Genomic DNA, 26,362 nt, shown 5'->3' with positions numbered 1-26,362 from the left:
CCGCCGGCGGCAGCGAGCGAGGCGAGAGCGATGAGAGCAGTGGCAGTCATGCTGATGCTGGGGTGCGCCGCGGCCCTGGCCCTGAGCGGGTGCGCCCCCGGCGCGCAGACCGTGAAGCTGGCTCCGGAGACGGAGCAGATCGAGGAACGCGAGCGGGCCGAGCCGGCCGGGCTGGCGCTGCGCGTGATCGACCGGCGGCCCCGCGAGATCTTTGGTTACCGGGACGAGGCCGGCGGCGTGACGCTGGCCGGCGAGCCCGCGCTGGCCGAAGCCGTCCACGACGGCCTGGCCACGGCCTTCGAGCGGCAGGGCATTGCGGTAACCGAGTGGGACGGCGAGGCCGAGCGGCGCCTGGAGGTGGAGATCTACACCTTCGATTACGAGCGCTCGGGTGGCTTCCTCAACCGCCGGGCCAGCCTGAAGAGCGCGTGGATGGTCAGCGGCGTGGTCGACGGCGAACGCTACAGCTCAGAGGCCCGGGTGAGCACCGAGACCCGGGCGCTGTTCGGGCCGGGTGAGGCGAAGAATGAGGAGCTGGTCAACCGGGTGCTTTCCCGGGGGGTGAGCCAAGTGGCCACCCAGAAGGACCTGCTTCGACTGCTGGAGGGTGAGACGTGAACGACAAGCGCAGCTCGGCGAACAACCCCAGGGATCCGCAGCAGATTCGCGAGCGCCTGGTCTGGCGCGCCGCGGTGGTGATGCTGCTGGCGATCACCGGCTGGCTGAGCTTCGTGGCCTTCGATGCCCAGGAGCGGGCCGACGAGCTGGAGGCCGAGTTGGCCGCCCACGAGGACCGCGAGGGGCTGCTGACCCGGTTCGGCCTGAGCACCGAGGCGGTACGTCGCTTCGAGGTGGCCGGCATCGAAGCCCCGCCGGAGCAGTACCTGCTTGAGGATCTGCAGGAGCGGGACGAGTGGTTGGCCGATCAGGCCGCGCGCCTGAAGGGACCACTGGTGATCGATACGGAGCGCAGCGCCGTGCTCTCGGACCACTGGGTCTTCGCCACCGTCGAGACCGAGACCGGCGGCGGCTCGGCGCTGCTCGCCTACGAACTCAGCGACGCCGGTGAGCTGAGCTGGGAGCTGCTCGCCTACGCCGCCGACGGCGAGTAGGGGGCGTCCCGGCAAGGCGGCCCGGCCGCCCCGCCGCGACATTGAAAACGATTCGCAATAGCATTAACCTATCCCGGTTATCGACAACCCCCACGAGTAATGCCCCATGAGTGAGAGCGACACGGCCGGCCCCTTCGCCGACGGGGGCCTGATCGAGCGGCTGATGGCCCTCCTCGACGACGGCGGGCCCGTGCTGACCCTGTTGGCCATCCTGTCGGTGTTCACCCTGGCCCTGATCCTGATCAAGCTCTGGCAGTTCACGGCGGCGCGGCTCTACGACCGGCGCACGCTCAACGAGGCACTGGCCGCCTGGCGGGCCGGACAGACCCAGGAGGCCCTGCAGCGGCTGGAGGCGAGCAAGCACCTGGGTGCCGAGCCGTTGGCCGTGGCCATGCGCGGACGGCTGGAGTCGCCCGATGACCAGGAACGGATCCGCGAAGAGGTGACACGGCTGGCCAGCGGTCGGCTGGAACAGCTGCGCGCCTACCTGCGCGGGTTGGAGGCCATCGGGGTGCTCAGCCCGCTGCTGGGGCTGCTCGGCACCGTGCTCGGCATGATCGAGGCGTTCCGCCAACTGGAGGCAGCCGGTAGTCAGGTGGATCCCTCCATGCTTTCCGGCGGCATCTGGGAGGCCCTGCTGACCACGGCAGCCGGGCTGGCGCTGGCGATCCCCGCGGTGGCCGCGCTCACCTGGCTCGAGCGCATCGTCGAGCGCTTCCGTCACCGTGTCGAGGATTCGGTCACCCAGGTCTTTACCACGGCGCCGCCGCCGCTGCGCCATGCGGATTGAGGAGGCGCCGCGCCGCCGGCGGCTGGTGAGCCTGACGCCGCTGATCGACGTCGTCTTTATCCTGCTGATCTTCTTCATGCTCGCCTCGACCTTCGTCGAGTGGCAGGCCTTCGGAGTCGATGCGCCGACCGACGGGGCCGCCGAGGAAGCGCAGGACGAGGAGCCGCTGCGGCTCTACGTCACCAACGACGGATACCGCCTGGGGGACGAGTCGGTGGGCCCGGATGCCCTGCGCAGCCGCCTTGAGGAGGTCGGTAGGGACGACGCCGAACGGCGGCTTTTGGTCATTCCGGCCGCAGGGGCACCGGTGCGGGCCGTGATCCTTGCCCTGGACAGTGCTGCGGCCGCCGGGCTGGAGGATGTCGGCGTACTGCGTGAGGAGGCACCGGAATGAAGCTGCCCGAGCCGCCGCGCCGAGAGCCGGAAGAGAACGTCATCCCGATGATCAACATCGTCTTCCTGTTGTTGATCTTCTTCATGGTGGCCGGAACGCTTGAGCCGCACTCGCCGCTTTCCGTGGATCCGGCGGAGAGCGAGCGGGGGGCGGAGCTGGCGGGAGATCCCCTGCGGGTGTTGATTGACGCCGAGGGGCAGATGGCCGTGGATCAGGACGTCGTCGATGATCGCGAGCAGCTCCGCGAGCGGCTGAAGGCTGCGCTGGCAGAGGCGCCCGAGCGCCCGGTGGAGGTCAAGGCCGACGCCGATGCCGATTCGGCACGGCTGCTCGACGTCATGGACGACCTGCGCGAGGTCGGGGCCGAGCGGATGCAGCTGATGACCCGGCGGGAGCACTGAGATGGAGCCGCGCTGGATCCACTGGGTGGTTGCGGGCACTGTGGCCTTTGGCGCGCACGCCGCCATCCTGGCCTGGGTGCCCCGGGACGCCGAAGAGCAGATCGAGGAGCGCCATGCCCCGGAAGGGGTGGAGGTGCAGCTCTCCGCCGCCCCGCCGCAGCCGGAGGAGGAGGTGGTCGAAGAGCCGGAAGAGGACGAACCGGAGCCTGAGGAGCCGGAGCCCGAGCCGGAACCGGAACCCGAGCCGGAGCCGGAGCCGGAACCGGAACCCGAGCCGGAGCCCGAGCCCGAGCCGGAGCCCGAACCCGAGCCGGAACCCGAACCCGAACCCGAACCGGAGCCGGAACCCGAACCCGAACCGGACCCCGAACCGGAGCCCAAGCCGGAAGAGGACGAGGTGGAGGAAGAGGACGATGACCCCGACGAGGGGCCGCCGCAGGAGGCGGAGGTCGGCACCGAATCGGACGTTTCGGACTCTTTCCTGGCCGATGTCCACCGCGCCCTGCAGTCGGAGCAGCGCTATCCCCGTTCGGCCGAGCGCCGGCGCCTGGAAGGCACGGTGGGGTTGACCTTCGTTCTCGATGCCGACGGCAACGTCCTCGAGTGGGAGATCGCCGAGCCGTCAGAGCACGAACTCTTCGATGAAGAGGTCGAGCGCATGATCCAGTCGGTGCGGATGCCCGAGATCCCCGAAGACGAGTCCTTCGAGCGCCTGGAGCTGAATGTGACCATCGACTTCCGGCTGCGCTGAAGCCCTTGCGACGCCTTAATCGAAGGCGAGATCGCGCAGGAACAGGGCGATCTCGGGGAAGAAGATCACCAGCAGCGTGGCCAGGATCATGATGGCGATGAACGGCGGCGTGCCGCGGATCACCTCCAGGTACGGCCGTCGGAAGACGGCGATGGCGGTGAACAGGTCGACCCCGAAGGGCGGGGTTGCCGAACCGATGGCTGCCTGCAGGACCACCAGCGTACCCACCAGGACCGGGTCGAGCTGAGCGGCTTCGACCAGCGGTGCCAGGATCGGTGTGAAGACCAGGATCACCACGATCGGGTCGACGAACATGCAGCCGATGAAATAGATCAGCGCAATGGCTAGCAGCGCAAGGGTCGGGTCGTGGGCCACGGCATCGATCAGCGGTCCCACGAGTTCTTGGGGGATCTGCGCGAACGAAATGCTGTAGGCGAAGGCCTGCCCGGCGCCGACCAGGATGAAGACCACTGCCGTGATCAGCCCCGTGGAGCGGGCCACTTCCAGTAGATCCCGCCCGCCCAGGCTGCGGTAGACCCCGAACTCGAGGATGGCGGCGTAGAGCACCGAGATGGCCGCCGCCTCGGTGGGCGTAAAGACGCCGCTGTAGATGCCGCCGACGATGATCACCGGGAAGCCCAGCGCCGGCAGCGCGCGCAGCAGGGCGCGGCCGCGCGCTCTCCAGCCGGCCCGTTCGGCGCCCTCGATCCCCTGCCAGCGAGTGTAGATGTAGCACCACAGGCTGATCAGCAACAGGATCAGCAGCCCGGGGCCGATCCCGGCGATGAACAGTTGCGCCGGCGAGGTCTGGGCCACCACGCCGTAGATGATCATGCCGATGCTCGGCGGGATGAGTAGCGCCACATCGCTGGCGTTGACGATCAGCGCCAGGTTGAAGCTGTCCTTGTACCCCGCCTGCTGCAGGCGCGGGCGCAGCGGCGTGCCCATGGCCACTACGGTGGCCTGGGTCGAGCCCGAGACGGCGCCAAAGAGCGCGCAGCTGACTGCCGTGGTGATGGGCAGGCCGCCGCGGATGTGGCCGATGGTCGTGGCCACTAGGTCGAGCAGGGTGTTGGCGGTGCGCCCCCGGGTCATGATGTCGGCGGCGAGGATAAACAGCGGCACCGCCGAGAGCACCACGGGCTGGATCCCGGTAATCATCTGCCGGATCAGGGCGTCGGCGCCGATAAACGGCAGCTCGATGAGGATGATCAGCAGTGCGCCGGCGAGCAGTGGCACCATCAGCGGGAAGCCGAGCAGCAGCAGGAGCAGCATCGCCGTGATCACCAGCGCTGTCATAGTCGCGCATCCCCGGCCGGATCCTCGCCGGACTCGTAGGCCTCGCGCTCGCTGTAGGAGCGGTAGATCGCCCGGCGGGTGAGGTTTTTCCAGGCGCTGAGGGCGTACTGCACGCCGCCGGCGAACAGGCCCACGGGTACGATCGAATAGGCCAGCCCCATGGGGATGCCCAGCGCCGTGCTGGTGCGCCCGCCCTGGTGGACCTCCCAGACGTAGTGGCCGGCGTGCCACGCCATGTAGAACAGCAGCCCGGCGGTGCCCACATGGGTGAAGACCAGCAGCCCCTTGCGCGCCAGGCCGCGCAGCTGGTCGTAGACGGCATTCATGCAGATGTGCCGCGCTCGGCGCACGCCGTAGGCGAGCCCGCCGAAGGTGATCCAGATCATGAGGATCTCGGTGAGTTCGAAGGTGCCCGGCACGGTGTTGCCGGTGAGGTTGCGCGAGAGGGTATTAGCTATGGAGAGGCCCGCCAGCAGCAGGACGCCGCCGGCGAGCAGGAACGCCTCGACACGGGCGATACCGCCGTCGAGCCGCTCGAGCCAGGTCCGCTTCCGTGTGCCCATGCGGGGATCCCAACCGAATCGTTGAGGTGAACATATCGAACCTCGGGGGGATGCGTACAGTGCAGCGGCTTGTGCTAGGGTTCGGGGCGATCACCATGCTGACGGGAGATCATCCCCATGCACCGTTACGCCATCGCCACCGTGCTGCTTGGCAGCGTCGCCTTCGCCGGAGCCGCCCACGCCGATCAGTGGCGGATCGCCCTAGAGGAGGTGGAGGGCAGCATCCAGTACCAGTACGCCGAGCGCTTCGCCGAGGAGGTGGAGGCGCGCACTGACGGTGAGGTACAGGTCGATCTGTTCCCCTACGGCACCATCGGCGAGATGGAGGATATCTACGAGCAGCTGCAGGCCAACGTTGTGCAGTTTGCTTTCGGCTCCGGGGCGTTGGGCGGGACCGTACCGGAGAGTCAGTTGTTTAGCGTCAACTTCATCCTCAGCGATGACGAGTACGTGAATACCCGCGCGCTGAACGATCCCCACTTCCTACGCAGCGATCCGGTCCAGCAGGCGTTCGGCGAGCGGGGCATGGAGTTGGTCTCGGTCCTGCCCGAGGGCTGGCAGGTGTGGAGCGCCAATGAGCCGATCCGCACCCCCGAGGATTTCGACGGGGTGCAGATCCGCACCATGGACAATCGCCTGCTGCGCGAGACCTACCGCCAGTACGGCGCCGACCCAACGCCCATGGCCTACGGCGAGGTTTACGGCGGGCTGGAGCAGGGCGTGATCGACGGCAACATCCAGCCGTACTTCGCACACCAGGAGATGGGCTTCTACGAGGTCCAGGACTACTTCATCGAGGCGCGTCAGGCGCAGTTTATCGCCGGCTTCATGGCCAGTTCCCGGTTCTTTGACGGGTTACCGGCCGAGCGACAGGAGATGATCCGCGAGATCACCGCCGACATGGTGGACTGGGCCCACGACATGCAGCAGGCGGTCAATGACGAGCGCCTGGCCGACATGAAGGCCGGCTCGGACATCCAGGTCATTGCCCTGGACGAGGATGAGCGTGCCGCCTTCCGCGAGCGCGCCCTACCCACCCGAGAGACGTATATCGACGAGGTCGGCGCCCGCGGCGAGCAGGCACTGGAGCGGCTGCTCGAGGCGGTCGAGCAGGCCGAGGACGCCTACGGCGACTCCTGACGGCGGCAGGAGCCGGGGCATGCGCCACCGCCTGAGCGCCATCGTTGTCGCCGCCGCCCTGGCGGCGGGCTGTGGCGACGAGCCCCCGGAGCAGTGGCGAATCGCCCTGGAGGAGAAGGCGGGCGGCGTGCAGTACGAGTACGCCGCCCGCTTCGCCGAGGAGGTTGAGGAGCGCACCGACGGCGCCGTGGAAGTGCGGATCTACCCGTACGGCGCCATCGGCGATACCGAAACGGTCCATCAGCAGGTGCGCCGCAACGCGGTGCACTTCGCCTTCGGTTCCGGCGATCTGGCCGGGGCGGTCCCCGAGAGTCAGGTCTTCGGCCTGCACTTCATTTACAGCGACGACGCCTACGTCAATGCCCGGGCGCTCAACGATCCTGAACTGCTGCATAGCGACGCGCTGCAGGGCGCTTACCGAGACGCGCGGCTGCGCCCGCTGGCGCTGGTGCCCACCGGCTGGCGGGTGTGGGCCGCGGACCGGCCGCTGCGTGCCCCGGCTGATTTCCGCGACGTGCGCCTGGGGGTGGCCGACAGCCCGCTGCTGCGCGAGAGCTACCGTGCCTACGGGGCGCAGGCCGAGCACGTCGAATACGGCGAACTCCATGCGGCCCTGGCCGATGGCCGGGTAGACGCCACCGCGCAGCCGATCTATATCCTCGACGCCCTCGGGCTCTACGAGCACACCCGTCACTGGACGGCGCCCCGGGCTGCGCCCCACGTATCCGCCTTCGTCGCCAGCGATATCTTCTACCAGCGCCTGTCGCGCGGCCAGCGCCGAATGCTGCGCGAGATCGGCGAGGAGCTGGTGGACTGGGCCCATGAGATGCAGCAGGCGCTCAACGAACAACGGCTTGCACAGATCCGGCAGGCGGAGGATATTGCCGTGGAGGAACTCGACGCAGCCGAGCGCGAGGCCCTCGCCGATCCGGCCCGCCCCTTGCGGGCGCTCTATACGGCGCGAGGCGGGCCGGACGCCGAGCGGATCCTCGCCCGGTTGCTCGATGCCCTCGAGCGCGCCGAGGCGGAGCACGGCGGAGACTGAGCCCCCGTCGCGGCGCACCGAAGACCCACCCCCTCAAGCAGTACGCCAGGAGGAGAACCAGGATGGTACGCACCGAATCCACCATGCTGCCCATCGGCACCCCGGCTCCGGACTTCACCCTTGCCGATACCGACGGCCGCAGCGTCTCCCTGCACGGGGATCTGGCCGGCGGCGAAGGGGTGCTGATCGCCTTCATCTGCAACCACTGCCCGTTCGTCAAGCACCTGCGCGACCACCTGGCCCATTTCGGCCGGGAGTGCCAGGAGCGCGGGATCGCGGTGGCGGCGATCAGCGCCAACAGCCCCGAGACCCATCCCGACGACGGCCCTGAGCGCATGGCCGAGGAGAAGGCGGCTGCCGGGTACACGTTCCCTTATCTGTTCGATCCGGATCAGTCCGTGGCCAAGGCCTACCGGGCTGCCTGCACGCCGGATTTCTACCTCTTCGATGCTGAACTGAAGCTCTTCTACCGGGGGCGGTTTGACGACAGCACGCCGCGCAACGACCGTCCGATCACCGGGGCCGACCTGCGCGGGGCGGTGGATGCGCTGTTGCAGGGCGAGGCGCCGCCCGACCCGCAATACCCGAGCATCGGCTGCAACATCAAGTGGCGCGAGGGCAATGAGCCCGACTACTTCACTGCTGGAGGATGAGCTCCAGTACGAACTTGCTGCCGAAGTAGCCGAACATCAGGGCGAGGAAACCGACGAGGGTCCAGCGGATCGCCGTCTGTCCTCGCCACCCCCACACGGCATGGCCGATCAGTAGTGTGGCGAAGGCCAACCACGAGGCCATGGACAGCGAGGTCTTGTGGATCATCATCCCCTCAAGGAGGCGATCCAGGAAGAACAGGAAACCGGAACCGAGGGCCACGGTCAGCGCGACAAAGCCCACGGTGATCAGCCAGAACAGCTGCTTCTCCATGGTGCGCAGCGCCGGCAGCTGCCGCACGAATCCGGTGGCCCGCCGGTGGCGCAGCCGATAGTCGAGGGCGCCGAGGATCAGCGCCTGCAGCACCGCCGCCAGTAGGGTGGCGTAAGCGGTCATGGAGATCACGATGTGGATCTGTACCGCCAGCTCGCGATCCAGGGTGGCCTCCGGGGCCGCGAACAGGGTCAGCATGACCGCCATGGCCGAAAGCGGCCAGAGCAGGATGCCCAGATGCTCGACCCGCTGGCGCAGGCTGACGATGACCAGCCCGGTGCTGGTGATCCAGGAGACCAGCGACAGGGCGCTGAAGATGCTCAGGTTCAGCCCGTCGTCCACCCAGGTGGTGTCACCGACCACGACCACGTGCGTGCCGACCGCCGCGGCGGCCAACGCCAGCGCGGTCGAGCGCGCCGGGCTGCGTTCCTCGTGCAGCAGCAGCCGTGCGCCGAGGGCGACCGTGGCGGCCAGATAGAGCAGGACGGTGACGAGGGTCAGGGCAGTGATAACCATAATGCACGGGATGATGGCATAAACCGTGCCACCCGGGAACCACCCTGCGACAAGCCGCGACGGTACATTGGATTCGCACGCGGGCGCGGCGGACCCGTATAATACGGCCCGTTTTCAGGTTGCCGAACGAATAGGCCGGACCATGTTTGAGAATCTCACCGGACGCTTCGACTCCGTCACGCAGCGCATGAGCGGGCGGGGCCGGATCACCGATGAAAACATCCAGGAGACCGTCCGCGAGGTGCGCAAGGCGCTGCTCGAGGCCGACGTGGCCCTGCCAGTGGTGCGCAGCTTTACCGAAGAGGTCAAGAAGCGCGCCGAGGGTGCCGAGGTGGCCAAGAGCCTGACCCCGGGGCAGGCCTTCATCAAGATCGTCCAGGACGAGCTGGTCCGCGTCATGGGCGAGGAGGCGGTGCCGCTCAACCTCAATGTTCAGCCGCCGGCGGTGGTACTGGTCGCCGGCCTGCAGGGTTCGGGCAAGACCACCTCCATCGGCAAGCTGGCCCGTTACCTGCGCGAGCGTGAGAAGAAGAAGGTCCTGGTGGTCAGCTGCGACGTCTACCGGCCGGCGGCCATCGACCAGCTCGAGACCCTCGCCGGCCAGGTCGAAGTGGACTTCTTCCCGTCAAGCTCTGGCGACAAGCCCGAGCGGATCGCCAGGGACGCGATCGACCACGCCAAGCGCCACTACTACGACGTGCTCCTCGTCGATACCGCCGGCCGGCTGACCGTCGACGAGGCGATGATGGACGAGGTCAAGCGCCTGCATAAGGCGGTGACCCCGGCCGAGACCCTCTTCGTGGTCGACGCCATGACCGGTCAGGATGCGGCCAAGACGGCCCAGGCCTTCGGCGAGGCCCTGCCCCTGACCGGCGTGGTGCTGACCAAGACCGACGGTGACGCCCGCGGTGGTGCCGCGCTGTCGGTCCGCCACGTCACGGGCGCGCCGATCAAGTTCCTCGGCATCGGCGAGAAGACCGACGCCCTTGAGCCTTTCCATCCCGAGCGGGTCGCCTCGCGGATCCTCGGCAAGGGCGACGTGGTCAGCCTGGTCGAGGAGGTCGAGCGCAGCGTTGACCAGGAGAAGGCCAAGAAGCTTGAGAAGAAGCTCAAGAAGGGCGGCAAGGGGTTCGATCTCAACGACTTCAAGGAGCAGATGCAGCAGATCGATAAGCTCGGCGGCCTCGGCGGGGTGATGGACAAGATGCCGGGCATGGGCAAGCAGTTCGACAAGGTCAAGGACCAGCTCGATGACCGCATCGTCCGCCGTCAGCTGGCCATGATCAACTCCATGACCCCGGCCGAGCGCGCCAAGCCGGATATCATCAACGGCTCGCGCAAGAAGCGGATCGCCACCGGCTCTGGAGTCCAGGTCCAGGACCTCAATCGCCTGCTCAAGCAGTTCAAGCAGATGCAGAAGATGATGAAGCAGGTGAAGAAAAAGGGTGGTGCGCAGCGGATGTTCCAGCAGCTCATGGGTGGTGGCTCCGGCGGGCCGGGCGGCCCGGCCGGTCCCGGTGGACTGCCGCCGGGGATGGGGCGCTAGGGCGCACGCGCGGCGTGAACCCCCATAAGGTCTGTTAGATTCGCGCCGATAACCCGGGCAGGGCCGCGCCATCCGGCCGGTTGCAACAGGAGATCACCATGAAGCTGCTGCGCCGCATCCACGACGTCCGCATCTGGATCCGCCTGCTCGTCGGTATCTGGCTGATGCTGGTCCTGGCCTGGACGAGCATGATCGTGTACGCGGCGTGGGAACAGCGCAATGTGGCGGTGGACCAGGCCATCGAGTTCACGGACACGATGAACCAGATGACCATGGCCGGTCTCACTGCCATGATGTGGACCAACACCATGGACCAGCGCCACGAGTTCCTGGACCAGATCGAGGAGCTGCCCAATGTCTCCGGACTGCGGGTGCTGCGCGCAGAACTCACCGAGGCGTGGTACGGCCCCGGCGAGGAGGGCGAGCAGCCGCGGGACGAGATCGAGGAGCGGGTGCTGGAGACCGGCGAGCCCTACATCGCCCAGATCGACGGCGGGCAGGCCCTGCGCGCGGTCATCCCCAACTTCAACGAGACAGACTTTCTGGGGAAGTCCTGCGTCCAGTGCCACGGCCCGGACAACGAGGGCGAGGTCCTCGGCGCCGTGACCATGGAGATCTCCCTGGAGGATGTGAACCAGGCAGTGATCGGTTTCGGCACGACCATCTTCGGGATCGCCGTGCTGCTCAGCCTGCCGTTCCTGCTGGTGGTCTACCTGTTCATCCAGCGCTCGGTCACGCGGCCGATCAACGATATGACCGAGAACCTGAACGCCATCGCCAGCGGCGGAGGCGACCTGACCCGCCGGCTCGATGTCCACAGCGGCGACGAGATCGGCCAGGCGGCCAACGCCTTCAACCGTTCCATGGCCGTCTTCCACGACCTGATCGCCCGGGTGGTGGACATGGCCGAGCGGCTCGATCGCTCGGCGCAGCAGGTCTCCGAGGTCACGGACCGGAGCAACGATCGGATCGATCGTCAGCGCTCGGAGATCGAGCAGGTGGCCACGGCGATGAACGAGATGACCTCCACCGCCCAGGAGGTCGCCCGCAACGCCCAGCACGCTGCCGAGGCCACGCAGAGCGGCGAGGAGGCCGCCCAGCGGGGCAAGCAGGTGGTCCAGCAGACGGTCAGCGGTATCAACCAGCTCGCCGATGACGTCTCCCGCGCCGCCGGGGCGATCCAGAAGCTGGCCGACGACAGCGAGCAGATCGGCACGGTGATCGATCTGATCCGCGAGATCGCCGAGCAGACCAACCTGCTCGCCCTCAACGCCGCCATCGAGGCGGCGCGCGCCGGCGAGCAGGGCCGGGGCTTCGCCGTGGTCGCTGATGAGGTGCGCAAGCTGGCCACGCGCACCCACGAGTCCACGCAGCAGATCCAGGACATGATCAGCGCCCTGCAGGAGGAGACCAAGAGCGCCCAGGCGGCGATGGAGCAGGGCCACTCCCAGACCCAGGAGACGGTCAGTCAGGCCTCCGAGGCGGATACCGTGCTTGGCGACATCCAGGAGTCGGTCTCCACCATCAGCGAGGTGAATATTCAGATCGCCAGCGCCGCCGAGGAGCAGAGCCAGGTGGTCGAGGAGATCAACCGCAACGTCACCTCCATCAACGACGCGGCGGAGACCACCGCCCAGGAGAGCCAGGAGACCAAGCAGGCCGGTGACGAGCTCGAGGTGCTCGCCCGCGACCTGCGCAAACTCGTCGAGCAATTCAAGGTTTGAGCAAGAGCACGAACCCGGGCGCAACGCGCAGACGCTGGATCGGTCTGATCGGCGGCCCGCTGGCCGCCGGTGGCATGCTGCTGGCCGGGCCGCCTGCCGGCCTGGGGCAGGACGCCTGGTTCGTGGCGGCGCTCACCGTGCTCATGGCCACCTGGTGGGTGAGCGAGGCCCTGCCCATTGCCGCGACCGCCCTGCTGCCGGCCGCGGCGCTGCCGCTGCTCGGGGTGTCCAGCCCCGAGCAGACCATGGCCGCCTACGCCAACCCGATGATCTTCCTCTTCCTCGGCGGCTTTCTGATCGCCATGGCGATCCAGCGCTGGGGGCTGCACCGCCGCATCGCGCTGCTCATCCTGTCGGCCACAGGGGGGCGGGACGACCTCCTGGTGGCCGGGTTCATGGGGGCCACGGCGCTGCTCTCCATGTGGGTTAGCAACACCGCCACCGCCGCGATGATGCTGCCCATCGGCCTGTCGGTCATCGGCCTAGTGGAGAGCAGCAGCGGCAAGACGGACCGCCACTTCACCCTGGCGCTGCTGCTGGGGATCGCCTTCGGGGCGAATATTGGCGGCCTCGGCACCCTGATCGGCACCCCGCCGAATGCCTTTCTGGCCGGCTACATCGGCGACCGTTTCGAGATGCAGATCGGCTTCGCGCAGTGGATGGCGGTCGGGGTGCCGGTCTCCGCCACCATGCTGGTCCTGGCGTGGTGGGTCCTGACCCGCTGGGCCTTCCCGCTGCCGGGGCAGGCGATCGCCGGCGTCGGCGAACTGATCGAGCAGGAGCGTCGGCAGATCGGCCCCATGCAGCGGACCGAGCGACGGGTGGCCGTGGTCTTCGTGCTCACCGCCCTGGCCTGGGTGATGCGTCCATGGCTGGAAAGCATTCTGCCCGGGGCAGTGGCGATCAGCGACGCCGGCATCGCCCTCGTCGGCGCCCTGGCCCTGTTCCTGGTCCCCGCCGATGTTCGCCGCCTGAAGTTCCTGCTCGACTGGGAGGACACCCGGGGGCTGCCGTGGGGGGTTCTGGTGCTGGTTGGCGGCGGCCTGGCGCTGGGCGTGGCCATCGATGAGAGCGGCCTGGCCGGGGCGATTGCCACCCTGCTCAGCGGCATGGGCGACTGGCCGGCGCCGCTGCTTGTGCTCTCGGTGGCCGTGCTGGCGGCGCTGATGAGCCACGTGACCAGCAACACGGCCACGGCAGCGACCCTGCTGCCGCTGGTGACCTCGCTGGCGCTGACCATCGGGATCCATCCGCTGCTGCTCGGCGTACCGGTCGCACTGGCCGCCTCGGCGGCCTTTATGCTGCCGGTGGCGACGCCGCCCAACGCCATTGTCTTCGGCAGCGACCGCATTACCGTGCCCGACATGGTTCGCGCCGGTGCACTGCTGACCTTCGCCGGTGCCGGGGTCGCCACGCTCGCCGCTTTCCTACTCGCCCCGCGCGTCCTCGGTTTCTAGCAGACCGGGTATTCTGGAGGGGGGATTCCCAGGGCAAAACCCGGTGGGGGAATCCTTTTGTCCCTCCGGCGGAACCTTCTCCGTTTACAATTCCTCTCTTTTTCGATAATTTCTCGCTGTACAGCGGTATTCCAAGTGGAGGAAGCGGAAAATGACGACGAGCGATGAAGCCCTCGAAACGATCCGCCAGGCAGCGGAAGAGCTCGATCTCGTGGATCTGGAGAAAGCCTCGCGGATGATCGAGAAAGAGCAGAAGCGCCGCGAGAAAGAGGCCCGCAAGCAGGCCCAGCAGGAAATGAAACAGGTCGCCCAGAAATACGGGCTGGATCTCGACGAGATTGTCTCGGGCGTCAGCAAGGGCACCGGCGGCAGCAAGGCCTCCAAGGGCGGCAAGGTCCCGCCGAAGTTCCGTCACCCCGAGGATCCGGATCGCACCTGGACCGGCCGCGGCCGCAAGCCGAAGTGGGTCGTCCACTGGGAAGAAGAGCTGGGCCGGGATATCGAAGAGCTGCGTATTCCAGACGCCTGAAGGCTCCGGTTTCGCGGGTTTTCAGAACCATTACACGGATGAATACCCTGGACGACAGGGCTGCCCGTGATCGAGCTCGGTGAGTGGGTTCTCGCAACCCTTGTGCTGATCGTGGGCACGGTCGTTCAGGGTTCCATCGGTTTCGGCGTGGCCCTTTTGGGCGCGCCCGTTCTCTACTGGATTGACCCTGTTCTGGTGCCCGGGCCGATGCTGGTCGTCGGCATGGTGACACCGCTGATGATCTTGATTCGGGAACGTCGCGATCTGGACGTCGCCGGCATCCGCTGGGCCATTCCCGGGCAGCTTTCCGGTGCCGGGCTTGCCGGCGTGGTGCTCGCGCGGGTCGACGAATCCCACCTGTCTTTAATCTTCGGCACCCTGGTTCTGCTCGCCGTAGGGCTGAGTCTGGTGGCGGGGGCGCCCCGGCCCACCGGGAGACGCCTGCTCGCCGGCGGCACCCTCTCCGGTTTTATGGCTACCGCCACCTCGATCGGCGGGCCGCCGCTGGCCCTGGCCTATCAGGGGGTGAGCGGAGCGCGGTTGCGCGCTTCGCTCTCGGCGGTGTTCGTAGTCGGAGCGTTCGGCTCGCTGGGGGCGCTGGCGTGGATCGGTCGCTTCGGGGCCACGGAGTTGCTCCTCGGCCTGAGCTTGTTACCCGGTATCGCCATTGGTTTCTGGCTGTCCGGGTACACGGCTCGTGCCCTGGACCGGCGCTGGCTGCGTGGCGCCGTGCTCGGCGTGTCGGCCGTGGCCGGCCTGGCGGCGGTGGTGCAGGCGCTGGCGACCGGTTAGCGCAGGGCGGATTCGCGACGGCCTGCGCGCGCTTTTAAGGGCGTGGCGGATCGCGGCGCCAGGGGCCCTGTGGTTCTTCGGAGGCAGCCTCTGCCTTCCCCTGCAGCCAGCCCCGGAAGGTCTGTAACAGGCGGTGGCGGACCCTGTCGTCGGCCAGAGGGGCGTTGTGGGTGGCTCCTTCAATGGTCCAAAGGTGGCGCGGGGATCCGGCTGCCTGGTAGAGCCTTTCGCCGTGGATCGGCGGGATGGTCCGGTCGTCCCCGGCGACGACGAGCAGCAGCGGTGTGGGAGACAGTTCGGCGATGTGATCGACCGGCGCGTAGGCATCACTGACCAGCCAGGATAGGGGGTGCTGGAGGGGCCAGGTCAGCCAGAAGTTGCCCAGTTTCTCGCGGGTGATGCCGCGGTAGCTGTCGAATGGGCTCTCGGCGACCACGCCGGCCGGCGGTTCGCCGTCCCACCGCGCCACGGCGGTGATCGCGATGCTCGCCCCAAGGCTTTGGCCGAGCACCAACACACGCTCGGGGTCGACATCGTCGCGTTGGATGAGCGTGCTCAGCGCGGCCTCGGCGTCCTGGTGAACGCCCGAGAAGCTGGGCGATCCCTCCGAGTGACCGTAACCGCGGTAGTCGAAGGTAAAGACCTGAAAGCCGTGGCGGGGCAGCCACCAGACCGCGGCCACGTGGGTGCTGACATTCTGTGCGTTCCCGTGGAAGTGGATGACCGTGCCCTCGACCTCGTCGGTCCGGGCAGGCAGAAACCAGCCGTGCAGCTCGGTGCCGTCAGCGGCTGTGAAGGTCACGTCTTCGTACTGCAGACCGGCTTCAGCGGGGTCCCAGTAGTGGGTCTCGCTCGGGAAGAAGAATGCCCGCTGGCAGCCAGCGACCAGGCCCAGGGTTACCAGCAGCAGGACACACGGGGCCAGGCTTCGCGACAGCATGGTGGCTCCGGTCTACAGGTAGTGGTGAAGGGTCAGCTGGACCCGATCGCTGCGTATGCCAAAGTCCTCCTCGCGATGCAGTCCGAGCCGCAGCGCGGTTTGCTCGCCCAGGTCGCGGCCGATCTCCGCAGAGAGGGTCCAGGCGTTCTCGTTGTCGGTGAAGCGGAGGCCGGAGCCGGTCAGGTGGGCGCGCCAGGCACCTCCCTGGTAGACGGCGTCGCCGCGCAGACCGCCGCCCAGTCTTGCCGAATCACCGAGCCCGCGGGAGGCGCGCAGGGTAACGGCTCCGCCGCCGTAGAGGCGTAACCGGTCGTCCAGCCAGGCCCACGCCGGACCGAAATCGGCGTCGATCACGGCGGCCAGTGGTCGGCGGCCGTCATCGGCGCGGATTCGCTCGATGCCGAGTTTGCCGCCCCACGCCCAGCCGGGGAAGGTGCGGTTGCGTGGCTCCATGGAGCGCAGCTCCATCAGTGTCAGGCGTTCAACCTCAAGCCCACCGTCCGGTTTGCGTCCCTGGCGTGGCGAGCGATTCTCGTACATGCGCGCAATCACCTCCAGGAAGGTGACCTGGGCGCCGCGGAGGTAGCCGGCCGCCGGGTCGAGTAAATCGTGGTAAGCGGCGCGCCACTGCAGCTCACCGTAGCCGACCCGGGAATGGGAACCGATTCCCACACCCAGCCGTCCGGTGCGGTGGCCCTCGTCGGGTCGCTGGTCGGGCCGGGGGGGTGGTTCGGCACGGGGGCCGTTGGTGCGCGCTCGTTCGCTGAGCAACCGGTGGCGTCGTTCGCGTCCCTCGTCACCGATGGGCTCAACGTGAGCGAGCTGGTCGAGATAGGCCGATGCGGCTTCCAGGACCCGTGCTCGGTCCGCTTCCGGGAGGGCCTGGATGGCCTCATCGCTGGTCTCACGGTCACCGTGGGCAAGCTCGCGGACCCAATCGGTGTGCTCGTCCTCCAGTCCGGCGAGCATATGATCGAGGGTACGTCGCCGGGATGGCCGGTAGTGAACATCGCGTAACAGCCCCGGTTCTTCGGTCACGGCGCGGATGGTATCGCTGGGGATGGCCCAGAAGCGAAAGTCATCGCGCAGGCTCAGGGTGGGGTCGGCGATCTCGAGCAGTGACAGCAGGCGGTAGGAGCAGTTCTGCAGGAAGAAATAATACGGCATACCCACCCCATCCAGCTCCCAGAGATGGCTCAGGAGCCGGTCTATGGCGTCCTCGTCCAGGTCTAGTTCGTACTCCCAGAGGTCCCGCTGCTCGAGCTGGGTGTACTCGTTGACCTTGTAGTAATAGGGCATGACCGTGTAGCTGCCGGGATAGCTCCCCAGCACCCCGCGCATGGCAAAGACGACGCCCTGATCCTCACCGGTCTGTGCTGCGTGGTTGACGGCGAAGGCGGTCAACGGCCGCTGCAGGTCCTCTTCGCCGTCGAGGCGGAGCAGAGTATGTCCGAACATGGAGGCGGGATTGCCCATGTAAGCGTCGGCAAAGATGAGCATGACGCGCTCAGTGGCGATCCGTTCGCGCCAGGCCTCGTAAGCCGCGCAATCCGGATCGGGCAGTGGGTAACCGCGGGCTTCCAGCCCGAGGGCTTCGACCAGCAGCTGGCGGCGCGCCGGAAAGCGGCAGGCGGCGTGGCTGTCCTCGGCGCCGGGTACCACCGGGGCGTACAGCGCCTTCAGTGTGGCGCGCAGCTCGGCGCGCGGATCTTCGTGACCGTGCTCGTGGAAATAGAACCCGGGCGTGCGCACCATCCCCTCGCGTCCGGTCCGAAAGGCTCGATGCTCGTAGCCGATCAGTCGCAACCAGCGGGGATCGTCGGCCAGCTCCAGGATCTCAGCCAGCGCGCCGGCGTGGATCGGGGCGGCGACGGCTCGGGGCAGGCAGAGCACACCGCTGAGCAGTACGGCGCAGCACAGCGCCAGAGCTAGACGCATCGGGCGTTCAGTCATGGGCAGGGGTCGGGAAGGCGCGCCGGCTAACCGGTCCCCGGCCGGGGCCGGGGACCGGTTAGCGGACGGACGTCCTTACGCCGTGTAACGGCTCAGGGTATCGTGTCCGGCCATGGTGGCTTCGAGGTTTTCCAGGGCCTCGCCGGCGGTAACGTCGGCGGACGGGAAGATCTCCCCGAAGTTCTTCTGGGTGTGGGAGAAGAAGGCATCGTGATCTGCCTCGTCGATCTCCAGCAGGGAGGCGAGCGTGGAGAGCGCCTCGCCACCGCCATTGGAGGCGTCCTGGGCCACTTGGTCCATGTTCTCGGACATGAACTGGGAGGCCTCGGCGGTGATGACGGCGCCTTCCTCGCAGCCCAGGGTGCCGGAGGTGATGCCGAAGTGCTGGTTCCAGGAGATGCCGTTGGTGGTCACCGCCAGGATGTCCTGTCCCATGCCGGACTGGCCGTCGAACAGGACGGTACCGAGCCCGCAGCCGGTGTTGTCAGCCTGAGCAGTGCCCGCCATGCCGAGCGCACCAGCGAACATGGCAGTTGCGACGTACTTTTTCATCATGGTTGATCGCTTCCTCTGTCGATCCAACTCTCACCCGGCGACCGGGCGGGTCACCGGAGAACGGTGCAGTAAAGACTGCAACCCGACTGTAAACGATCGGAAAACCGGGGTGCCAGGGCGGGAGCTGTGGCGGGTAATCACGCTCAGGCCTGCTCGTCGATGTTGATGCCCTTGCGCTCGAGGGCATCGAGCTGCTCCGGCTCGATGACGCCGTTGTCGCTGACCTGCTCGAGCGCCTTCTCGACGGCGCGCAGGGCATCGGCATATTCATGCTTTTTCTCGTGGGCAACCTCCAGCTGCTCGCGCAGGAGGTTGGTCTGATCCTCACGCGTCTCCTGAGCACGCTGCTGTGCCTGGTACCCCTGGTAGGCACCGAACAGACCGGCTACCGTGCCGACACCACTGACAATGCTCATCGATCGGTCCTGACTGGAGAGCGGACGTGAAACGCGATTCACTGCGGCCTAACCGAGTTATCGGCTTCGCGGCGGATAACTTGAGCCTTCGGCGCGGCGTGTTCTTCGACCGAGTGTTCGCGATCCTGCTGTTGGTCGTGGCGGCGGCGCTCGGCGTGCCGGCTGGGGCGGAGGAGCGCCCGACCGAGGCCTTCAATCAGGGGGTGGCCCTCTACGAGGCCGGTGATTACCGCGCCGCCGAGCGCGCGTTCGCGACGGTCATCGGCGATCCGGAACTCGGCGCACTGGCCGCGTTCAATCTCGGGCGCGCCGCGGGCCAGCGCGGGGATTGGGCCGCCGCGGAGCACTGGTGGCGCTTGGCGCAGCGGCAGGCGCGCGCCGAGCGCCTCCAGCGGCTGATCGCCACGCGTCTGGACGAGCTCCAGCAGGGCCGGCCGGCCCTGACCGGCTATCTGCAGGCCGGGATCGGGTACGACTCCAACCTGACACTGGATAACGCCAGGGCCTTCAGCGGCGACGGTGATTCGTTCCTCGATCTGTTTGGTCACGCCGCGTGGCAGGCCCGCGGGAGCCGGGGCGACGGGGTGTCGGCCCAGGGCAGTCTCTATCACCGTGGCTACGCCAGCGAGGGGGATTTCGACTTCACCGACGTTGCCCTGGACGTGCTGGCGGAACGGACCGTCCGGCGCTCCCAGCTCGGCTACGGTCTCGGTGTCGGAGCTCTGAGCCGGGGCATCGGCGGCGTCGATGGACGCGCGGAGGGGCAGCTCCAGGGGCGCTGGCACAGCCCGGGTCGGGGCTGGCTCCTGGCGCGCTACCGCCTGCGCGCCCACCGAGGTGGTAATGGCCGGGACTATCTCGATGGGGTGGAGCATCGGTTGAGGCTGGGCTTCCAGGATCGGGCCGGTGCACTGCGCTGGATGGCGTATTACCAGATCGAGCATCACGACCGCGACGACTGGTCGGACGAGAACGCCTTCATCAGCTACTCGCCGCTGCGTCAGCGTCTCGGTGCCCGGGTGACCTGGCAGGGTGTGCCGTCCTGGTCACTGACCGTGCGTCCGGAGTGGGTCTATGCCGAGTACCGGGATCGCCACGTGGTCGATGACGATCGTCAGCGCCGAGACGACACCCGCTATCGCCTCGATCTGACGGCTATTCATCAGCCTGCCGGGCGGGCTTGGCGGCTTGGGGTGCAGCTGCGGTTCGAGTCTATCGACGATCTGCGGATCGACTGGCAAGAGCGTGAGCTGGAGACCTACACCGCGCGGCGCACCGAGGTGAGTCTGTTGGTCGATCGCAGCTTTTAGGCGGAACCACTGGGGCGTTCCGTGCGTGGGAGAGGGCATGGGTACGCTATTGAACCTCTGGAGCCGCCGTGGCCGGCGGGGCGCGTTCGAGACCGTCATCGGCCACCACTTGGGTAGCCTCTACGGTTTCGCGCGCCGGCTCTGCGGCGACGATGCCGAGGCCGAAGACCTCATCCAGGAACTGCTGAGTAGGCTCTACCCCCGTGGTGACGAGATTGCCGCCCTCGATCGGCCCTATCCCTGGCTGGCGCGTTCGCTTTACAACCTGTGGATCGATCGCCATCGCCGCACTCAGGCCCGCCCACCCTGGGACGACCAGTCTCAGGACGATCCGGACGTCCCGTACACCCTTGCCGAGCCGGGCGACGGCCCCGCCGAGCTGGTCGAGCAGGCGCTGACGCGCGAGCGGTTGCAGCGTGCCCTGGGCGCCTTGCCCGAGGCGCAGCGCCAGGTCGTGCTTCTGCATTACATCGAGGGGTTGTCGCTGGACGAGGTGGCCGAGCTCACCGGGGTGAGCAAGGGAACCCTGAAGTCGCGGTTGGCGCGGGCCCGTGACCGGCTTCGCCAGGTCCTGATGGATGGAACCGATGTCGGGGCCGGTGCGTGTGAGGCGGACAAGGGGACCGATCGATGACGGAGCGAACGATGGACTGCCTGGGCTGCCGCGAAGCGCTCGTGGAACTGGAGGCGGACGAACTGGATAGTGCACAGGCCGAGGCGTGCTATGCGCACCTGGCCGTCTGTCCGGCCTGTCGGGCCTGGTACCAGGACGGTCTACGGCTGCGTCGGCAATTGGCCGAAATCGGTGGCCAGGAGGCGGTCTCGCCCGGCTGGGTGGCGACGCAACTGCGGCGGGCGCGGAGCGATTCTGTGGTGCCCACCGTGGGTCAGCGCCTAGTCGCCGGTGTCGTGGCGGTGGGGATCCTCGTCGGCGGCGGGCTGGCGCTCTACGACTGGCGGCCCGCACAAACGGATCCGCCGGTGACCGGCCCGGAAAACGGCGAGGTTCAGGAGTTCCGGCTGGCGATCGACGCCGAACGAAGACTGGAGGGGGTACGGTTCCAGGTCGAGGTTCCTGAGGGATTCGAGCTGGAAGGCCATCCGTCGCAGCGACGGGTCAGCTGGGAAGGTGATCTGGAACCGGGCGCCAACCGCCTGACGCTGCCGGTGCGCGGTATACCGGGGGCCGAGGTCGAGCAGGGAGAGTTGGTGACCCGCATCGAGCACGAGGGTCGGTCCCAGGAGCTGCGCCTGCCGGTCACCCTCGTCCAACCACATGAGCGCGAGTCCTGAAATGCGTCACCCAAGACTGGACGAGTTGAGCTGAAGGAGGAGGCAACGATGAGGACCAAGCCGAGAAACGCGAGTCGCCGGTTAGGCTACTTGCTTGTGCCGGTGGGGCTGTTGATCGCCTCGCTGAGCGTGCCGGTGGCCGCCGAGGAGGTCGAGGCCCAGGATGAGGTCGCCGCTGACGCCGGGGAGACCGTGTCCGAGGGCGAGACGCTACGGGATGCCACCATGCGCCGGCTCGACGACGACGCGACCGAGGAGGAGGTGGCGCAGGAGATCGAGTTGCCGGAGCAGGCGGCCGACCGGGCCCGGGAGCGTGCGGCCGAAGGCCTGGAGACGGCCAATGAGGCGCGCGAAGGCGGCCGGGAGTTCGGCCAGGAACGCGCCGAGGAGGCCCGCAGTCAGGGACAGGAGCGCGGGGAGCAAGCCCGTGCAGCCGGCCAGGAGCGAGGCGAGGAGGCCCGTGAAGCCGCTAGGGAACAGGCTGAGCAGGCACGCCAGCAGGCTGAAGAGGCCCGGGAGCAGGGCCGTTCGGTCCAAGACGACGCCCGTGAGGGCCGGGAGCGGGCCGAAGAAGCCCGGGAAGGCAATCGGCCGGAGGGTACACCGGCGAACTAGGCAGGCCGGAGCCCGGTGAGGGGGTGCTGGAACAATCGGAATCGGGGCCTCCCCACAAAAAAGGGCCGCGGAACGTCCCCGTTCCGCGGCCCTTTCGGTGTTTGGTCGGGGCGGCAGGATTTGAACCTGCGACCCCCTGCACCCCATGCAGGTGCGCTACCAGACTGCGCCACGCCCCGACTCAGGCCGCAAAGTATACGGATCGAGACCGCGGCGCACAAGGGATCAGCGCTTGAGGATGTTGAGCACGCCCTCGAGCTCGATGCGCATCTGCCGGATGATCTGCTGGCTCTGGGCCACGTCCTCGCGCTCTTCGCCGCTCTCGAGCTTTTGGCGGGCACCGCCGATGGTGAAACCCTCCTCATAGAGCAGGGCGCGGATGCGGCGGATCAGTATGACATCGTGACGCTGGTAGTAGCGCCGGTTACCGCGGCGCTTGACCGGTCTCAGCTGGGGAAACTCCTGCTCCCAGTAGCGCAGGACGTGGGGCTTGACCGCACACAGCTGGCTAACCTCGCCGATGGTGAAGTACCGCTTCGACGGGATCGGCGGCAGTTCGCCATCACTGCTCTTCTCGGGTTCCGGCATAGCTCTCGACGCGGCTCTTGAGCTTCTGGCCGGGGCGGAAGGTCACCACGCGCCGGGCGGAAATGGGGATCTCTTCCCCGGTCTTGGGGTTGCGGCCAGGCCGCTCGTTCTTGTCGCGCAGCTCGAAGTTGCCGAAGCTCGAGAGCTTGACCGGCTCGCCGTTTTCGAGGGCGGTGCGGATCTCCTCGAAGAAGAGTTCGACCAGCTCCTTGGCCTCCCGCTTGTTCAGGCCGACCTCTTCGAAGAGCCGCTCGGCCATATCCGCCTTGGTCAGCGACATCTTACTCCCCTCTCAGGCTCGCTCCGAACTGTTGCTGCAGGCGGGAAACCACCCCCGCCATGACGTCATCGACGTCGCGATCCGTAAGCGTGCGCGAATAATCCTGTAAAATCAAGCCCATGGCAACGCTTTTCTGGCCTTCAGGGACCCCTTTGCCCCGGTAGACGTCGAACAGTCGGCTGCCGACGGCGTACGTCCCGGCCGCATCGCGGGCGGTGCGAAGCAACGCCCCGGCGGGCACGTTATCGTCGACGAGTACCGCCAGGTCACGCCGGATCGACGGATACCGCGAGATGGGCTGGAAACGCGGCAGCGCGGCGCGGCTGAGCGCCTCAAGCGTGATCTCGAAGAGCACGGGGGCGCCGTGGAGCTCCAAGGCGTCGGCGTGCTCCGGGTGCAGGGTCCCGAGCCAGCCGACCGGGCTGTCGTCACGCAGGATCCGCGCGCACTGACCCGGATGCAGGGCCACGTGCTGTGCCGGCTCGAAGGTGAACGAGGCGGGCTCGCCGGTCTGGGCGATCAGTGCCTCGAGGTCCGCCTTGACGTCGAAGAAGTCCACCGACCGCCGCGGTGCATCCCACTGCTCGGCGTAACGGGGGCCGGCGGCCACGCCGGCGAGCATCGGTGTCTGGGCCAGGTCGTCGAGGTGGCCGCGGAAGGTGCGCCCGCACTCGAACAGCCGGACCCGTTCGTGTTGGCGGTGCTGATTGCGCTGCGCAGCCATCAGCAGGCCGGGCCAGAGCGAGGTGCGCATCACCGCCAGCTCTGCCGACAGCGGGTTGGCCAGCGGCAGCCCCTCGGCCTCGGGATCGAGGCGCTGCTGGAGCTGCGGATCGACGAAGGCGTAATTAATGGCCTCGAAGTAGCCACGCTCGACCAGCGTCGTGCGCAGGGGCCGGTCGTCGAGCTGCTGCTCTGGGGCCGCGGCTACGTGCAGCGGCGCGCGCAGGGGGCGTTCGGGGACGTTATCGAAGCCGTAGAGGCGGGCCACCTCCTCAATGAGGTCCACCTCGCGCTCCATGTCGAAGCGCCAGCTCGGCGGCTGGACGCGCCAGCCAGCCTCAGTGGATTCCGGGCGCGTGCCCAGGCGCTGGAGCATGCCGCTGACCTGTTGCTCTTCGATGGACCAGCCGAGCAGGCCTTCAAGGCGCTCGCGGCGCAGTTCGATGGGCGCGCGGCGGGGTAGGGCGTCGGCGGCCACGACCTCGTTGATCGGCCCTGGGCGGCCGCCACAGATGCTCAGCACCAGCTGCGTGGCGCGCTCGCTGGCGGCACGGGGCGTCTCGAAGTCCACGCCGCGCTCGAACCGGTGGGAGGAGTCGGTGTGCAGGCCGTAACGTCGGGCCCGACCGGCGATGGTGGCCGGATGGAAATGGGCTGCTTCGAGGAAGATGCTGGTGGTCGCGTCGCCCACGGCGGTGGTCTCGCCACCCATCACGCCGGCGAAGGCCACCGGACCGGAGGCATCGGCGATGACCAGCACGCCGTCGTCGAGCTCCACCTGCTCGCCGCCGAGCAGCGTCAGCGTCTCGCCGGCGCGCGCGCGACGGGCGGTCACCGGCGGGCTCAGGCGGTCGAGGTCGAAGGCGTGCAACGGCTGACCGTACTCGAGCATGACGTAGTTGGTGATATCCACCAGCGCCGAGACGCTCCGGATCCCGGCGCGGCGCAGACGCTCGCGCATCCAGATCGGTGTGGGCGCCTGCGGATCGACATCGCGGATCACCCGGCCGGTGTAGCGCGGGCAGTCCGCCTCGGCCTCCAGGGTGATCGGCAGTTGCTCGTCGCAGGCCGCCGGCACGGCCTGCGGCTCGGCGGTGTGCATCTCGGCCCCGGTGCGTGCCGCCACGTCCCGCGCGATCCCGATCATGCCCAGGCAATCCGCGCGGTTCGGTGTGAGGTCGATCTCGAGGACGGTGTCATCCAGCGCCAGGGCCTGGCGCAGATCGCTCCCGGGGGCGAGGCTCTCGGGCAGCTCCAGCAGCCCGTCGGCCTCGTCGCTCAGGCCCAACTCGCTGGCCGAGCAGAGCATGCCCGCCGAGGCTACGCCGCGCACCTCGGCGGCCTGGACCTGCAGGCCGCCCGGGAGCTCCGCGCCGGCACGCGCCAGCGGCGCGCTCAGGCCGGGGCGCGCGTTCGGGGCACCGCAGACGACCTCCAGGCGCTCGCCGCCGGCGTCCACGTCGCAGACTTGGAGGCGGTCGGCCTCGGGGTGGGGCCGGCAGTCGACGATCGAGCCGACCACCACACCAGTGAAAGCCGGGGCGGCGGGCTCGATGGCATCCACCTCGAGGCCGGCCATGGTCAGTGCCTCGGCCAGCGCCTCGGTCGAGAGCGACGGGTTCACCCACTCGCGCAGCCACTGCTCACTTACACGCATGGTTCACCGGAATTGCCCGAGGAAGCGCAGATCGTTGTCGAAGAACAGGCGCAGATCGTCCACGCCGTAGCGGAGCATGGCCAGGCGCTCGACGCCCATGCCGAAGGCGTACCCGGTCCACTGCTCGGCGTCGATGCCGGCGTGCTCGAAGACCGCCGGATGAACCATGCCGCAGCCGAGCACCTCCAGCCAGCCGGAGTGCTTGCACACCCGGCAGCCATCGCCGCCGCAGATCACGCACTCGACGTCGACCTCGGCCGAGGGTTCGGTGAACGGGAAGTACGATGGCCGAAAGCGCACGGCGACCGGGCGCTCGAAGAAGGCGTTGAGGAACTCGTGGAGGACGCCCTTGAGATCCGCCAGGCTGACATCGCGATCGACCAGCAGCCCCTCGACCTGGTGGAACATCGGGGTGTGGGTGAGATCGGAGTCGCAGCGGTAGACCCGTCCCGGGGCTACGACGCGGATGGGCACGCCGTCGCGCTCCATCACGCGAATCTGCACCGGGGAGGTGTGCGTGCGCAGCAGCCGTGTGGCGTCGAAGTAGAACGTGTCATGCATCGCCCGCGCCGGATGGTGAGCGGGGATGTTCAGCGCCTCGAAGTTGTGCCGGTCGTCCTCGACCTCCGGCCCGTCGGCGGCGTGGAAACCGGCACCGGCGAAGATCGCGGAGATACGCTCGAGGGTGCGGGTGACCGGATGGAAGCCGCCGCGCTCGGTGCCGCGGCCGGGTAGGGTGACATCGATCCGCTCGGCGGCCAGACGCTGCTCGAGAGCGGCTCGCTCAAGTTCGGCGCGCCGGGCCTCGATACGCTGACTGACGCGCTCCTTGGCGGCATTGATGGCCGCACCGGCCTCGGGCCGCTGCTCAGCGGGCAGTTGACCGAGACCCTTGAGCAGGGCGGTCAGCCTGCCTTTCTTGCCGAGATAGGCGACCCGGACCTGATCCAGACCCGCCAGGTCAGAGGCGCCGTCTACGGCGTCCTCTGCCTCCCGGGTCAGCGCGTTGAGTTCGTCCTGGTAGTCGGCACCCATGCCCTGGCGAGCCG

Annotated in this window: 29 protein-coding genes and 1 tRNA gene; 18 read left to right on the top strand and 12 right to left on the bottom strand. The window is 68.0% G+C overall.

The window, feature by feature from the left end; all coding sequences use genetic code 11:
- The first annotated feature begins 30 nt into the window (after positions 1-30).
- The 6 genes from LRG10_RS05895 (at position 31) to LRG10_RS05870 (ending at position 3,448) form a co-directional block, all read left to right on the top strand.
- On the top strand, positions 31-618 hold the full coding sequence (locus LRG10_RS05895) for a YajG family lipoprotein (protein ID WP_238634944.1): 588 nt from the start codon (positions 31-33) through the stop codon (positions 616-618).
- Positions 615-1,112 (top strand): hypothetical protein, encoded by a 498-nt coding sequence (locus LRG10_RS05890; protein WP_201168427.1) that lies wholly within the window; start codon positions 615-617, stop codon positions 1,110-1,112. The genes LRG10_RS05895 and LRG10_RS05890 overlap by 4 nt, the downstream gene beginning before the upstream one ends.
- 106 nt (positions 1,113-1,218) lie before the next feature.
- On the top strand, positions 1,219-1,902 hold the full coding sequence (locus LRG10_RS05885) for a MotA/TolQ/ExbB proton channel family protein (protein WP_238634943.1): 684 nt from the start codon (positions 1,219-1,221) through the stop codon (positions 1,900-1,902).
- Entirely contained in the window at positions 1,892-2,296 is a 405-nt protein-coding gene (locus LRG10_RS05880; protein ID WP_238634942.1) for a biopolymer transporter ExbD, read from the top strand. The genes LRG10_RS05885 and LRG10_RS05880 overlap by 11 nt, the downstream gene beginning before the upstream one ends.
- Entirely contained in the window at positions 2,293-2,697 is a 405-nt protein-coding gene (locus LRG10_RS05875; protein WP_201243016.1) for a biopolymer transporter ExbD, read from the top strand. Before LRG10_RS05880 ends, LRG10_RS05875 begins: the two co-directional genes overlap by 4 nt.
- A gap of 1 nt (position 2,698) precedes the next feature.
- Positions 2,699-3,448 (top strand): energy transducer TonB, encoded by a 750-nt coding sequence (locus tag LRG10_RS05870; protein WP_238634941.1) that lies wholly within the window; start codon positions 2,699-2,701, stop codon positions 3,446-3,448.
- 15 nt (positions 3,449-3,463) lie between these two features.
- Here the strand turns inward: LRG10_RS05870 and LRG10_RS05865 are convergent, their stop codons facing one another.
- Positions 3,464-4,747, bottom strand: coding sequence for a TRAP transporter large permease (locus LRG10_RS05865; RefSeq protein WP_238633600.1), 1,284 nt, complete (start codon positions 4,745-4,747; stop codon positions 3,464-3,466).
- Positions 4,744-5,310, bottom strand: a complete 567-nt coding sequence (locus LRG10_RS05860; RefSeq protein WP_201168417.1) for a TRAP transporter small permease — start codon at positions 5,308-5,310, stop codon at positions 4,744-4,746. The genes LRG10_RS05865 and LRG10_RS05860 overlap by 4 nt, the downstream gene beginning before the upstream one ends.
- 117 nt (positions 5,311-5,427) lie before the next feature.
- Here LRG10_RS05860 and dctP (LRG10_RS05855) point away from each other — a divergent pair, with 117 nt between their 5' ends.
- The 3 genes from dctP (LRG10_RS05855) to LRG10_RS05845 all read left to right on the top strand — a co-directional run bounded on the left by dctP (LRG10_RS05855) (position 5,428) and on the right by LRG10_RS05845 (position 8,148).
- On the top strand, positions 5,428-6,450 hold the full coding sequence (gene dctP, locus LRG10_RS05855) for a TRAP transporter substrate-binding protein DctP (protein ID WP_238634940.1): 1,023 nt from the start codon (positions 5,428-5,430) through the stop codon (positions 6,448-6,450).
- 19 nt (positions 6,451-6,469) lie between these two features.
- Positions 6,470-7,495 (top strand): TRAP transporter substrate-binding protein DctP, encoded by a 1,026-nt coding sequence (gene dctP, locus LRG10_RS05850; protein ID WP_201168413.1) that lies wholly within the window; start codon positions 6,470-6,472, stop codon positions 7,493-7,495.
- A gap of 62 nt (positions 7,496-7,557) precedes the next feature.
- The gene (locus LRG10_RS05845; RefSeq protein ID WP_201168411.1) at positions 7,558-8,148 is read left to right on the top strand and encodes a thioredoxin family protein; all 591 of its coding nucleotides are present in this window, start codon (positions 7,558-7,560) and stop codon (positions 8,146-8,148) included.
- On the opposite strand, the gene LRG10_RS05840 is transcribed toward LRG10_RS05845, so the two are convergent.
- On the bottom strand, positions 8,132-8,935 hold the full coding sequence (locus LRG10_RS05840) for an inner membrane protein YpjD (RefSeq protein WP_201243011.1): 804 nt from the start codon (positions 8,933-8,935) through the stop codon (positions 8,132-8,134). The two genes, LRG10_RS05845 and LRG10_RS05840, sit on opposite strands and share 17 nt — an antisense overlap.
- Before the next feature lie 142 nt (positions 8,936-9,077).
- On the opposite strand from LRG10_RS05840, the gene ffh reads away from it, so the two are divergent.
- The 5 genes from ffh to LRG10_RS05815 all read left to right on the top strand — a co-directional run bounded on the left by ffh (position 9,078) and on the right by LRG10_RS05815 (position 14,983).
- A complete protein-coding gene (gene ffh, locus LRG10_RS05835) occupies positions 9,078-10,481 on the top strand; it encodes a signal recognition particle protein (RefSeq protein ID WP_201168399.1) in 1,404 nt (467 codons plus the stop codon).
- Positions 10,482-10,579: 98 nt separating this feature from the next.
- Entirely contained in the window at positions 10,580-12,205 is a 1,626-nt protein-coding gene (locus tag LRG10_RS05830; protein ID WP_238634939.1) for a methyl-accepting chemotaxis protein, read from the top strand.
- Positions 12,202-13,662 (top strand): DASS family sodium-coupled anion symporter, encoded by a 1,461-nt coding sequence (locus LRG10_RS05825; protein ID WP_201243009.1) that lies wholly within the window; start codon positions 12,202-12,204, stop codon positions 13,660-13,662. Before LRG10_RS05830 ends, LRG10_RS05825 begins: the two co-directional genes overlap by 4 nt.
- A gap of 151 nt (positions 13,663-13,813) precedes the next feature.
- Positions 13,814-14,191 carry an H-NS family nucleoid-associated regulatory protein gene (locus LRG10_RS05820; protein WP_201168392.1) on the top strand — a complete coding sequence of 126 codons (378 nt, stop codon included), beginning with the start codon at positions 13,814-13,816 and terminating at the stop codon, positions 14,189-14,191.
- Positions 14,192-14,257: 66 nt separating this feature from the next.
- A complete protein-coding gene (locus LRG10_RS05815; protein WP_201168389.1) occupies positions 14,258-14,983 on the top strand; it encodes a sulfite exporter TauE/SafE family protein in 726 nt (241 codons plus the stop codon).
- Between the two features lie 34 nt (positions 14,984-15,017).
- On the opposite strand, the gene LRG10_RS05810 is transcribed toward LRG10_RS05815, so the two are convergent.
- From LRG10_RS05810 to LRG10_RS05795, 4 genes are all read right to left on the bottom strand, one after another.
- A complete protein-coding gene (locus LRG10_RS05810) occupies positions 15,018-15,923 on the bottom strand; it encodes an alpha/beta hydrolase (protein WP_201168388.1) in 906 nt (301 codons plus the stop codon).
- Positions 15,924-15,935: 12 nt separating this feature from the next.
- Positions 15,936-17,876, bottom strand: a complete 1,941-nt coding sequence (locus LRG10_RS05805; RefSeq protein WP_238634938.1) for a DUF4105 domain-containing protein — start codon at positions 17,874-17,876, stop codon at positions 15,936-15,938.
- A gap of 75 nt (positions 17,877-17,951) precedes the next feature.
- A complete protein-coding gene (locus tag LRG10_RS05800; protein WP_201243005.1) occupies positions 17,952-18,431 on the bottom strand; it encodes a DUF3015 family protein in 480 nt (159 codons plus the stop codon).
- Between the two features lie 143 nt (positions 18,432-18,574).
- On the bottom strand, positions 18,575-18,847 hold the full coding sequence (locus LRG10_RS05795) for a hypothetical protein (RefSeq protein WP_201168385.1): 273 nt from the start codon (positions 18,845-18,847) through the stop codon (positions 18,575-18,577).
- Between the two features lie 80 nt (positions 18,848-18,927).
- Here LRG10_RS05795 and LRG10_RS05790 point away from each other — a divergent pair, with 80 nt between their 5' ends.
- The 4 genes from LRG10_RS05790 to LRG10_RS05775 are packed head-to-tail and all read left to right on the top strand — an operon-like array spanning position 18,928 to position 22,065.
- Positions 18,928-20,157 carry a hypothetical protein gene (locus tag LRG10_RS05790; protein ID WP_238634937.1) on the top strand — a complete coding sequence of 410 codons (1,230 nt, stop codon included), beginning with the start codon at positions 18,928-18,930 and terminating at the stop codon, positions 20,155-20,157.
- Between the two features lie 37 nt (positions 20,158-20,194).
- A complete protein-coding gene (locus tag LRG10_RS05785; protein ID WP_238634936.1) occupies positions 20,195-20,791 on the top strand; it encodes an RNA polymerase sigma factor in 597 nt (198 codons plus the stop codon).
- The gene (locus LRG10_RS05780; protein WP_238634935.1) at positions 20,788-21,450 is read left to right on the top strand and encodes a hypothetical protein; all 663 of its coding nucleotides are present in this window, start codon (positions 20,788-20,790) and stop codon (positions 21,448-21,450) included. The genes LRG10_RS05785 and LRG10_RS05780 overlap by 4 nt, the downstream gene beginning before the upstream one ends.
- Before the next feature lie 48 nt (positions 21,451-21,498).
- On the top strand, positions 21,499-22,065 hold the full coding sequence (locus tag LRG10_RS05775; protein WP_201168378.1) for a hypothetical protein: 567 nt from the start codon (positions 21,499-21,501) through the stop codon (positions 22,063-22,065).
- 102 nt (positions 22,066-22,167) lie between these two features.
- Here LRG10_RS05775 and LRG10_RS05770 read toward each other — a convergent pair.
- The 5 genes from LRG10_RS05770 to pheS all read right to left on the bottom strand — a co-directional run bounded on the left by LRG10_RS05770 (position 22,168) and on the right by pheS (position 26,348).
- Positions 22,168-22,244 (bottom strand) — tRNA-Pro (locus LRG10_RS05770).
- A 46-nt stretch (positions 22,245-22,290) separates the two neighbouring features.
- The gene (locus LRG10_RS05765) at positions 22,291-22,653 is read right to left on the bottom strand and encodes a MerR family transcriptional regulator (protein ID WP_201168250.1); all 363 of its coding nucleotides are present in this window, start codon (positions 22,651-22,653) and stop codon (positions 22,291-22,293) included.
- A complete protein-coding gene (gene ihfA, locus LRG10_RS05760) occupies positions 22,628-22,933 on the bottom strand; it encodes an integration host factor subunit alpha (protein WP_011813244.1) in 306 nt (101 codons plus the stop codon). The genes LRG10_RS05765 and ihfA overlap by 26 nt, the downstream gene beginning before the upstream one ends.
- Position 22,934: 1 nt before the next feature.
- The gene (gene pheT, locus LRG10_RS05755; RefSeq protein ID WP_201243000.1) at positions 22,935-25,313 is read right to left on the bottom strand and encodes a phenylalanine--tRNA ligase subunit beta; all 2,379 of its coding nucleotides are present in this window, start codon (positions 25,311-25,313) and stop codon (positions 22,935-22,937) included.
- 3 nt (positions 25,314-25,316) lie between these two features.
- On the bottom strand, positions 25,317-26,348 hold the full coding sequence (gene pheS, locus LRG10_RS05750) for a phenylalanine--tRNA ligase subunit alpha (RefSeq protein ID WP_201168246.1): 1,032 nt from the start codon (positions 26,346-26,348) through the stop codon (positions 25,317-25,319).
- Positions 26,349-26,362 lie beyond the last annotated feature (14 nt).

The sequence above is a fragment of the Halorhodospira sp. 9628 genome, from assembly GCF_022228075.1.
Taxonomy (GTDB): domain Bacteria; phylum Pseudomonadota; class Gammaproteobacteria; order Nitrococcales; family Halorhodospiraceae; genus Halorhodospira; species Halorhodospira halophila_A.
This window is presented reverse-complemented; position numbering and strand designations above follow the sequence as displayed.

Coding starts and splice junctions, on each gene's coding strand:
- LRG10_RS05895 (WP_238634944.1), top strand. CDS start 31: ATGAGAGCAGTGGCAGTCATGCTGATGCTGGGGTGCGCCGCGGCCCTG.
- LRG10_RS05885 (WP_238634943.1), top strand. CDS start 1,219: ATGAGTGAGAGCGACACGGCCGGCCCCTTCGCCGACGGGGGCCTGATC.
- LRG10_RS05880 (WP_238634942.1), top strand. CDS start 1,892: ATGCGGATTGAGGAGGCGCCGCGCCGCCGGCGGCTGGTGAGCCTGACG.
- LRG10_RS05875 (WP_201243016.1), top strand. CDS start 2,293: ATGAAGCTGCCCGAGCCGCCGCGCCGAGAGCCGGAAGAGAACGTCATC.
- LRG10_RS05870 (WP_238634941.1), top strand. CDS start 2,699: ATGGAGCCGCGCTGGATCCACTGGGTGGTTGCGGGCACTGTGGCCTTT.
- LRG10_RS05865 (WP_238633600.1), bottom strand. CDS start 4,747: ATGACAGCGCTGGTGATCACGGCGATGCTGCTCCTGCTGCTGCTCGGC.
- LRG10_RS05860 (WP_201168417.1), bottom strand. CDS start 5,310: ATGGGCACACGGAAGCGGACCTGGCTCGAGCGGCTCGACGGCGGTATC.
- dctP (WP_238634940.1), top strand. CDS start 5,428: ATGCACCGTTACGCCATCGCCACCGTGCTGCTTGGCAGCGTCGCCTTC.
- dctP (WP_201168413.1), top strand. CDS start 6,470: ATGCGCCACCGCCTGAGCGCCATCGTTGTCGCCGCCGCCCTGGCGGCG.
- LRG10_RS05845 (WP_201168411.1), top strand. CDS start 7,558: ATGGTACGCACCGAATCCACCATGCTGCCCATCGGCACCCCGGCTCCG.
- LRG10_RS05840 (WP_201243011.1), bottom strand. CDS start 8,935: ATGGTTATCACTGCCCTGACCCTCGTCACCGTCCTGCTCTATCTGGCC.
- ffh (WP_201168399.1), top strand. CDS start 9,078: ATGTTTGAGAATCTCACCGGACGCTTCGACTCCGTCACGCAGCGCATG.
- LRG10_RS05830 (WP_238634939.1), top strand. CDS start 10,580: ATGAAGCTGCTGCGCCGCATCCACGACGTCCGCATCTGGATCCGCCTG.
- LRG10_RS05820 (WP_201168392.1), top strand. CDS start 13,814: ATGACGACGAGCGATGAAGCCCTCGAAACGATCCGCCAGGCAGCGGAA.
- LRG10_RS05810 (WP_201168388.1), bottom strand. CDS start 15,923: ATGCTGTCGCGAAGCCTGGCCCCGTGTGTCCTGCTGCTGGTAACCCTG.
- LRG10_RS05805 (WP_238634938.1), bottom strand. CDS start 17,876: ATGACTGAACGCCCGATGCGTCTAGCTCTGGCGCTGTGCTGCGCCGTA.
- LRG10_RS05800 (WP_201243005.1), bottom strand. CDS start 18,431: ATGATGAAAAAGTACGTCGCAACTGCCATGTTCGCTGGTGCGCTCGGC.
- LRG10_RS05795 (WP_201168385.1), bottom strand. CDS start 18,847: ATGAGCATTGTCAGTGGTGTCGGCACGGTAGCCGGTCTGTTCGGTGCC.
- LRG10_RS05785 (WP_238634936.1), top strand. CDS start 20,195: ATGGGTACGCTATTGAACCTCTGGAGCCGCCGTGGCCGGCGGGGCGCG.
- LRG10_RS05780 (WP_238634935.1), top strand. CDS start 20,788: ATGACGGAGCGAACGATGGACTGCCTGGGCTGCCGCGAAGCGCTCGTG.
- LRG10_RS05775 (WP_201168378.1), top strand. CDS start 21,499: ATGAGGACCAAGCCGAGAAACGCGAGTCGCCGGTTAGGCTACTTGCTT.
- LRG10_RS05765 (WP_201168250.1), bottom strand. CDS start 22,653: ATGCCGGAACCCGAGAAGAGCAGTGATGGCGAACTGCCGCCGATCCCG.
- ihfA (WP_011813244.1), bottom strand. CDS start 22,933: ATGTCGCTGACCAAGGCGGATATGGCCGAGCGGCTCTTCGAAGAGGTC.
- pheT (WP_201243000.1), bottom strand. CDS start 25,313: ATGCGTGTAAGTGAGCAGTGGCTGCGCGAGTGGGTGAACCCGTCGCTC.
- pheS (WP_201168246.1), bottom strand. CDS start 26,348: ATGGGTGCCGACTACCAGGACGAACTCAACGCGCTGACCCGGGAGGCA.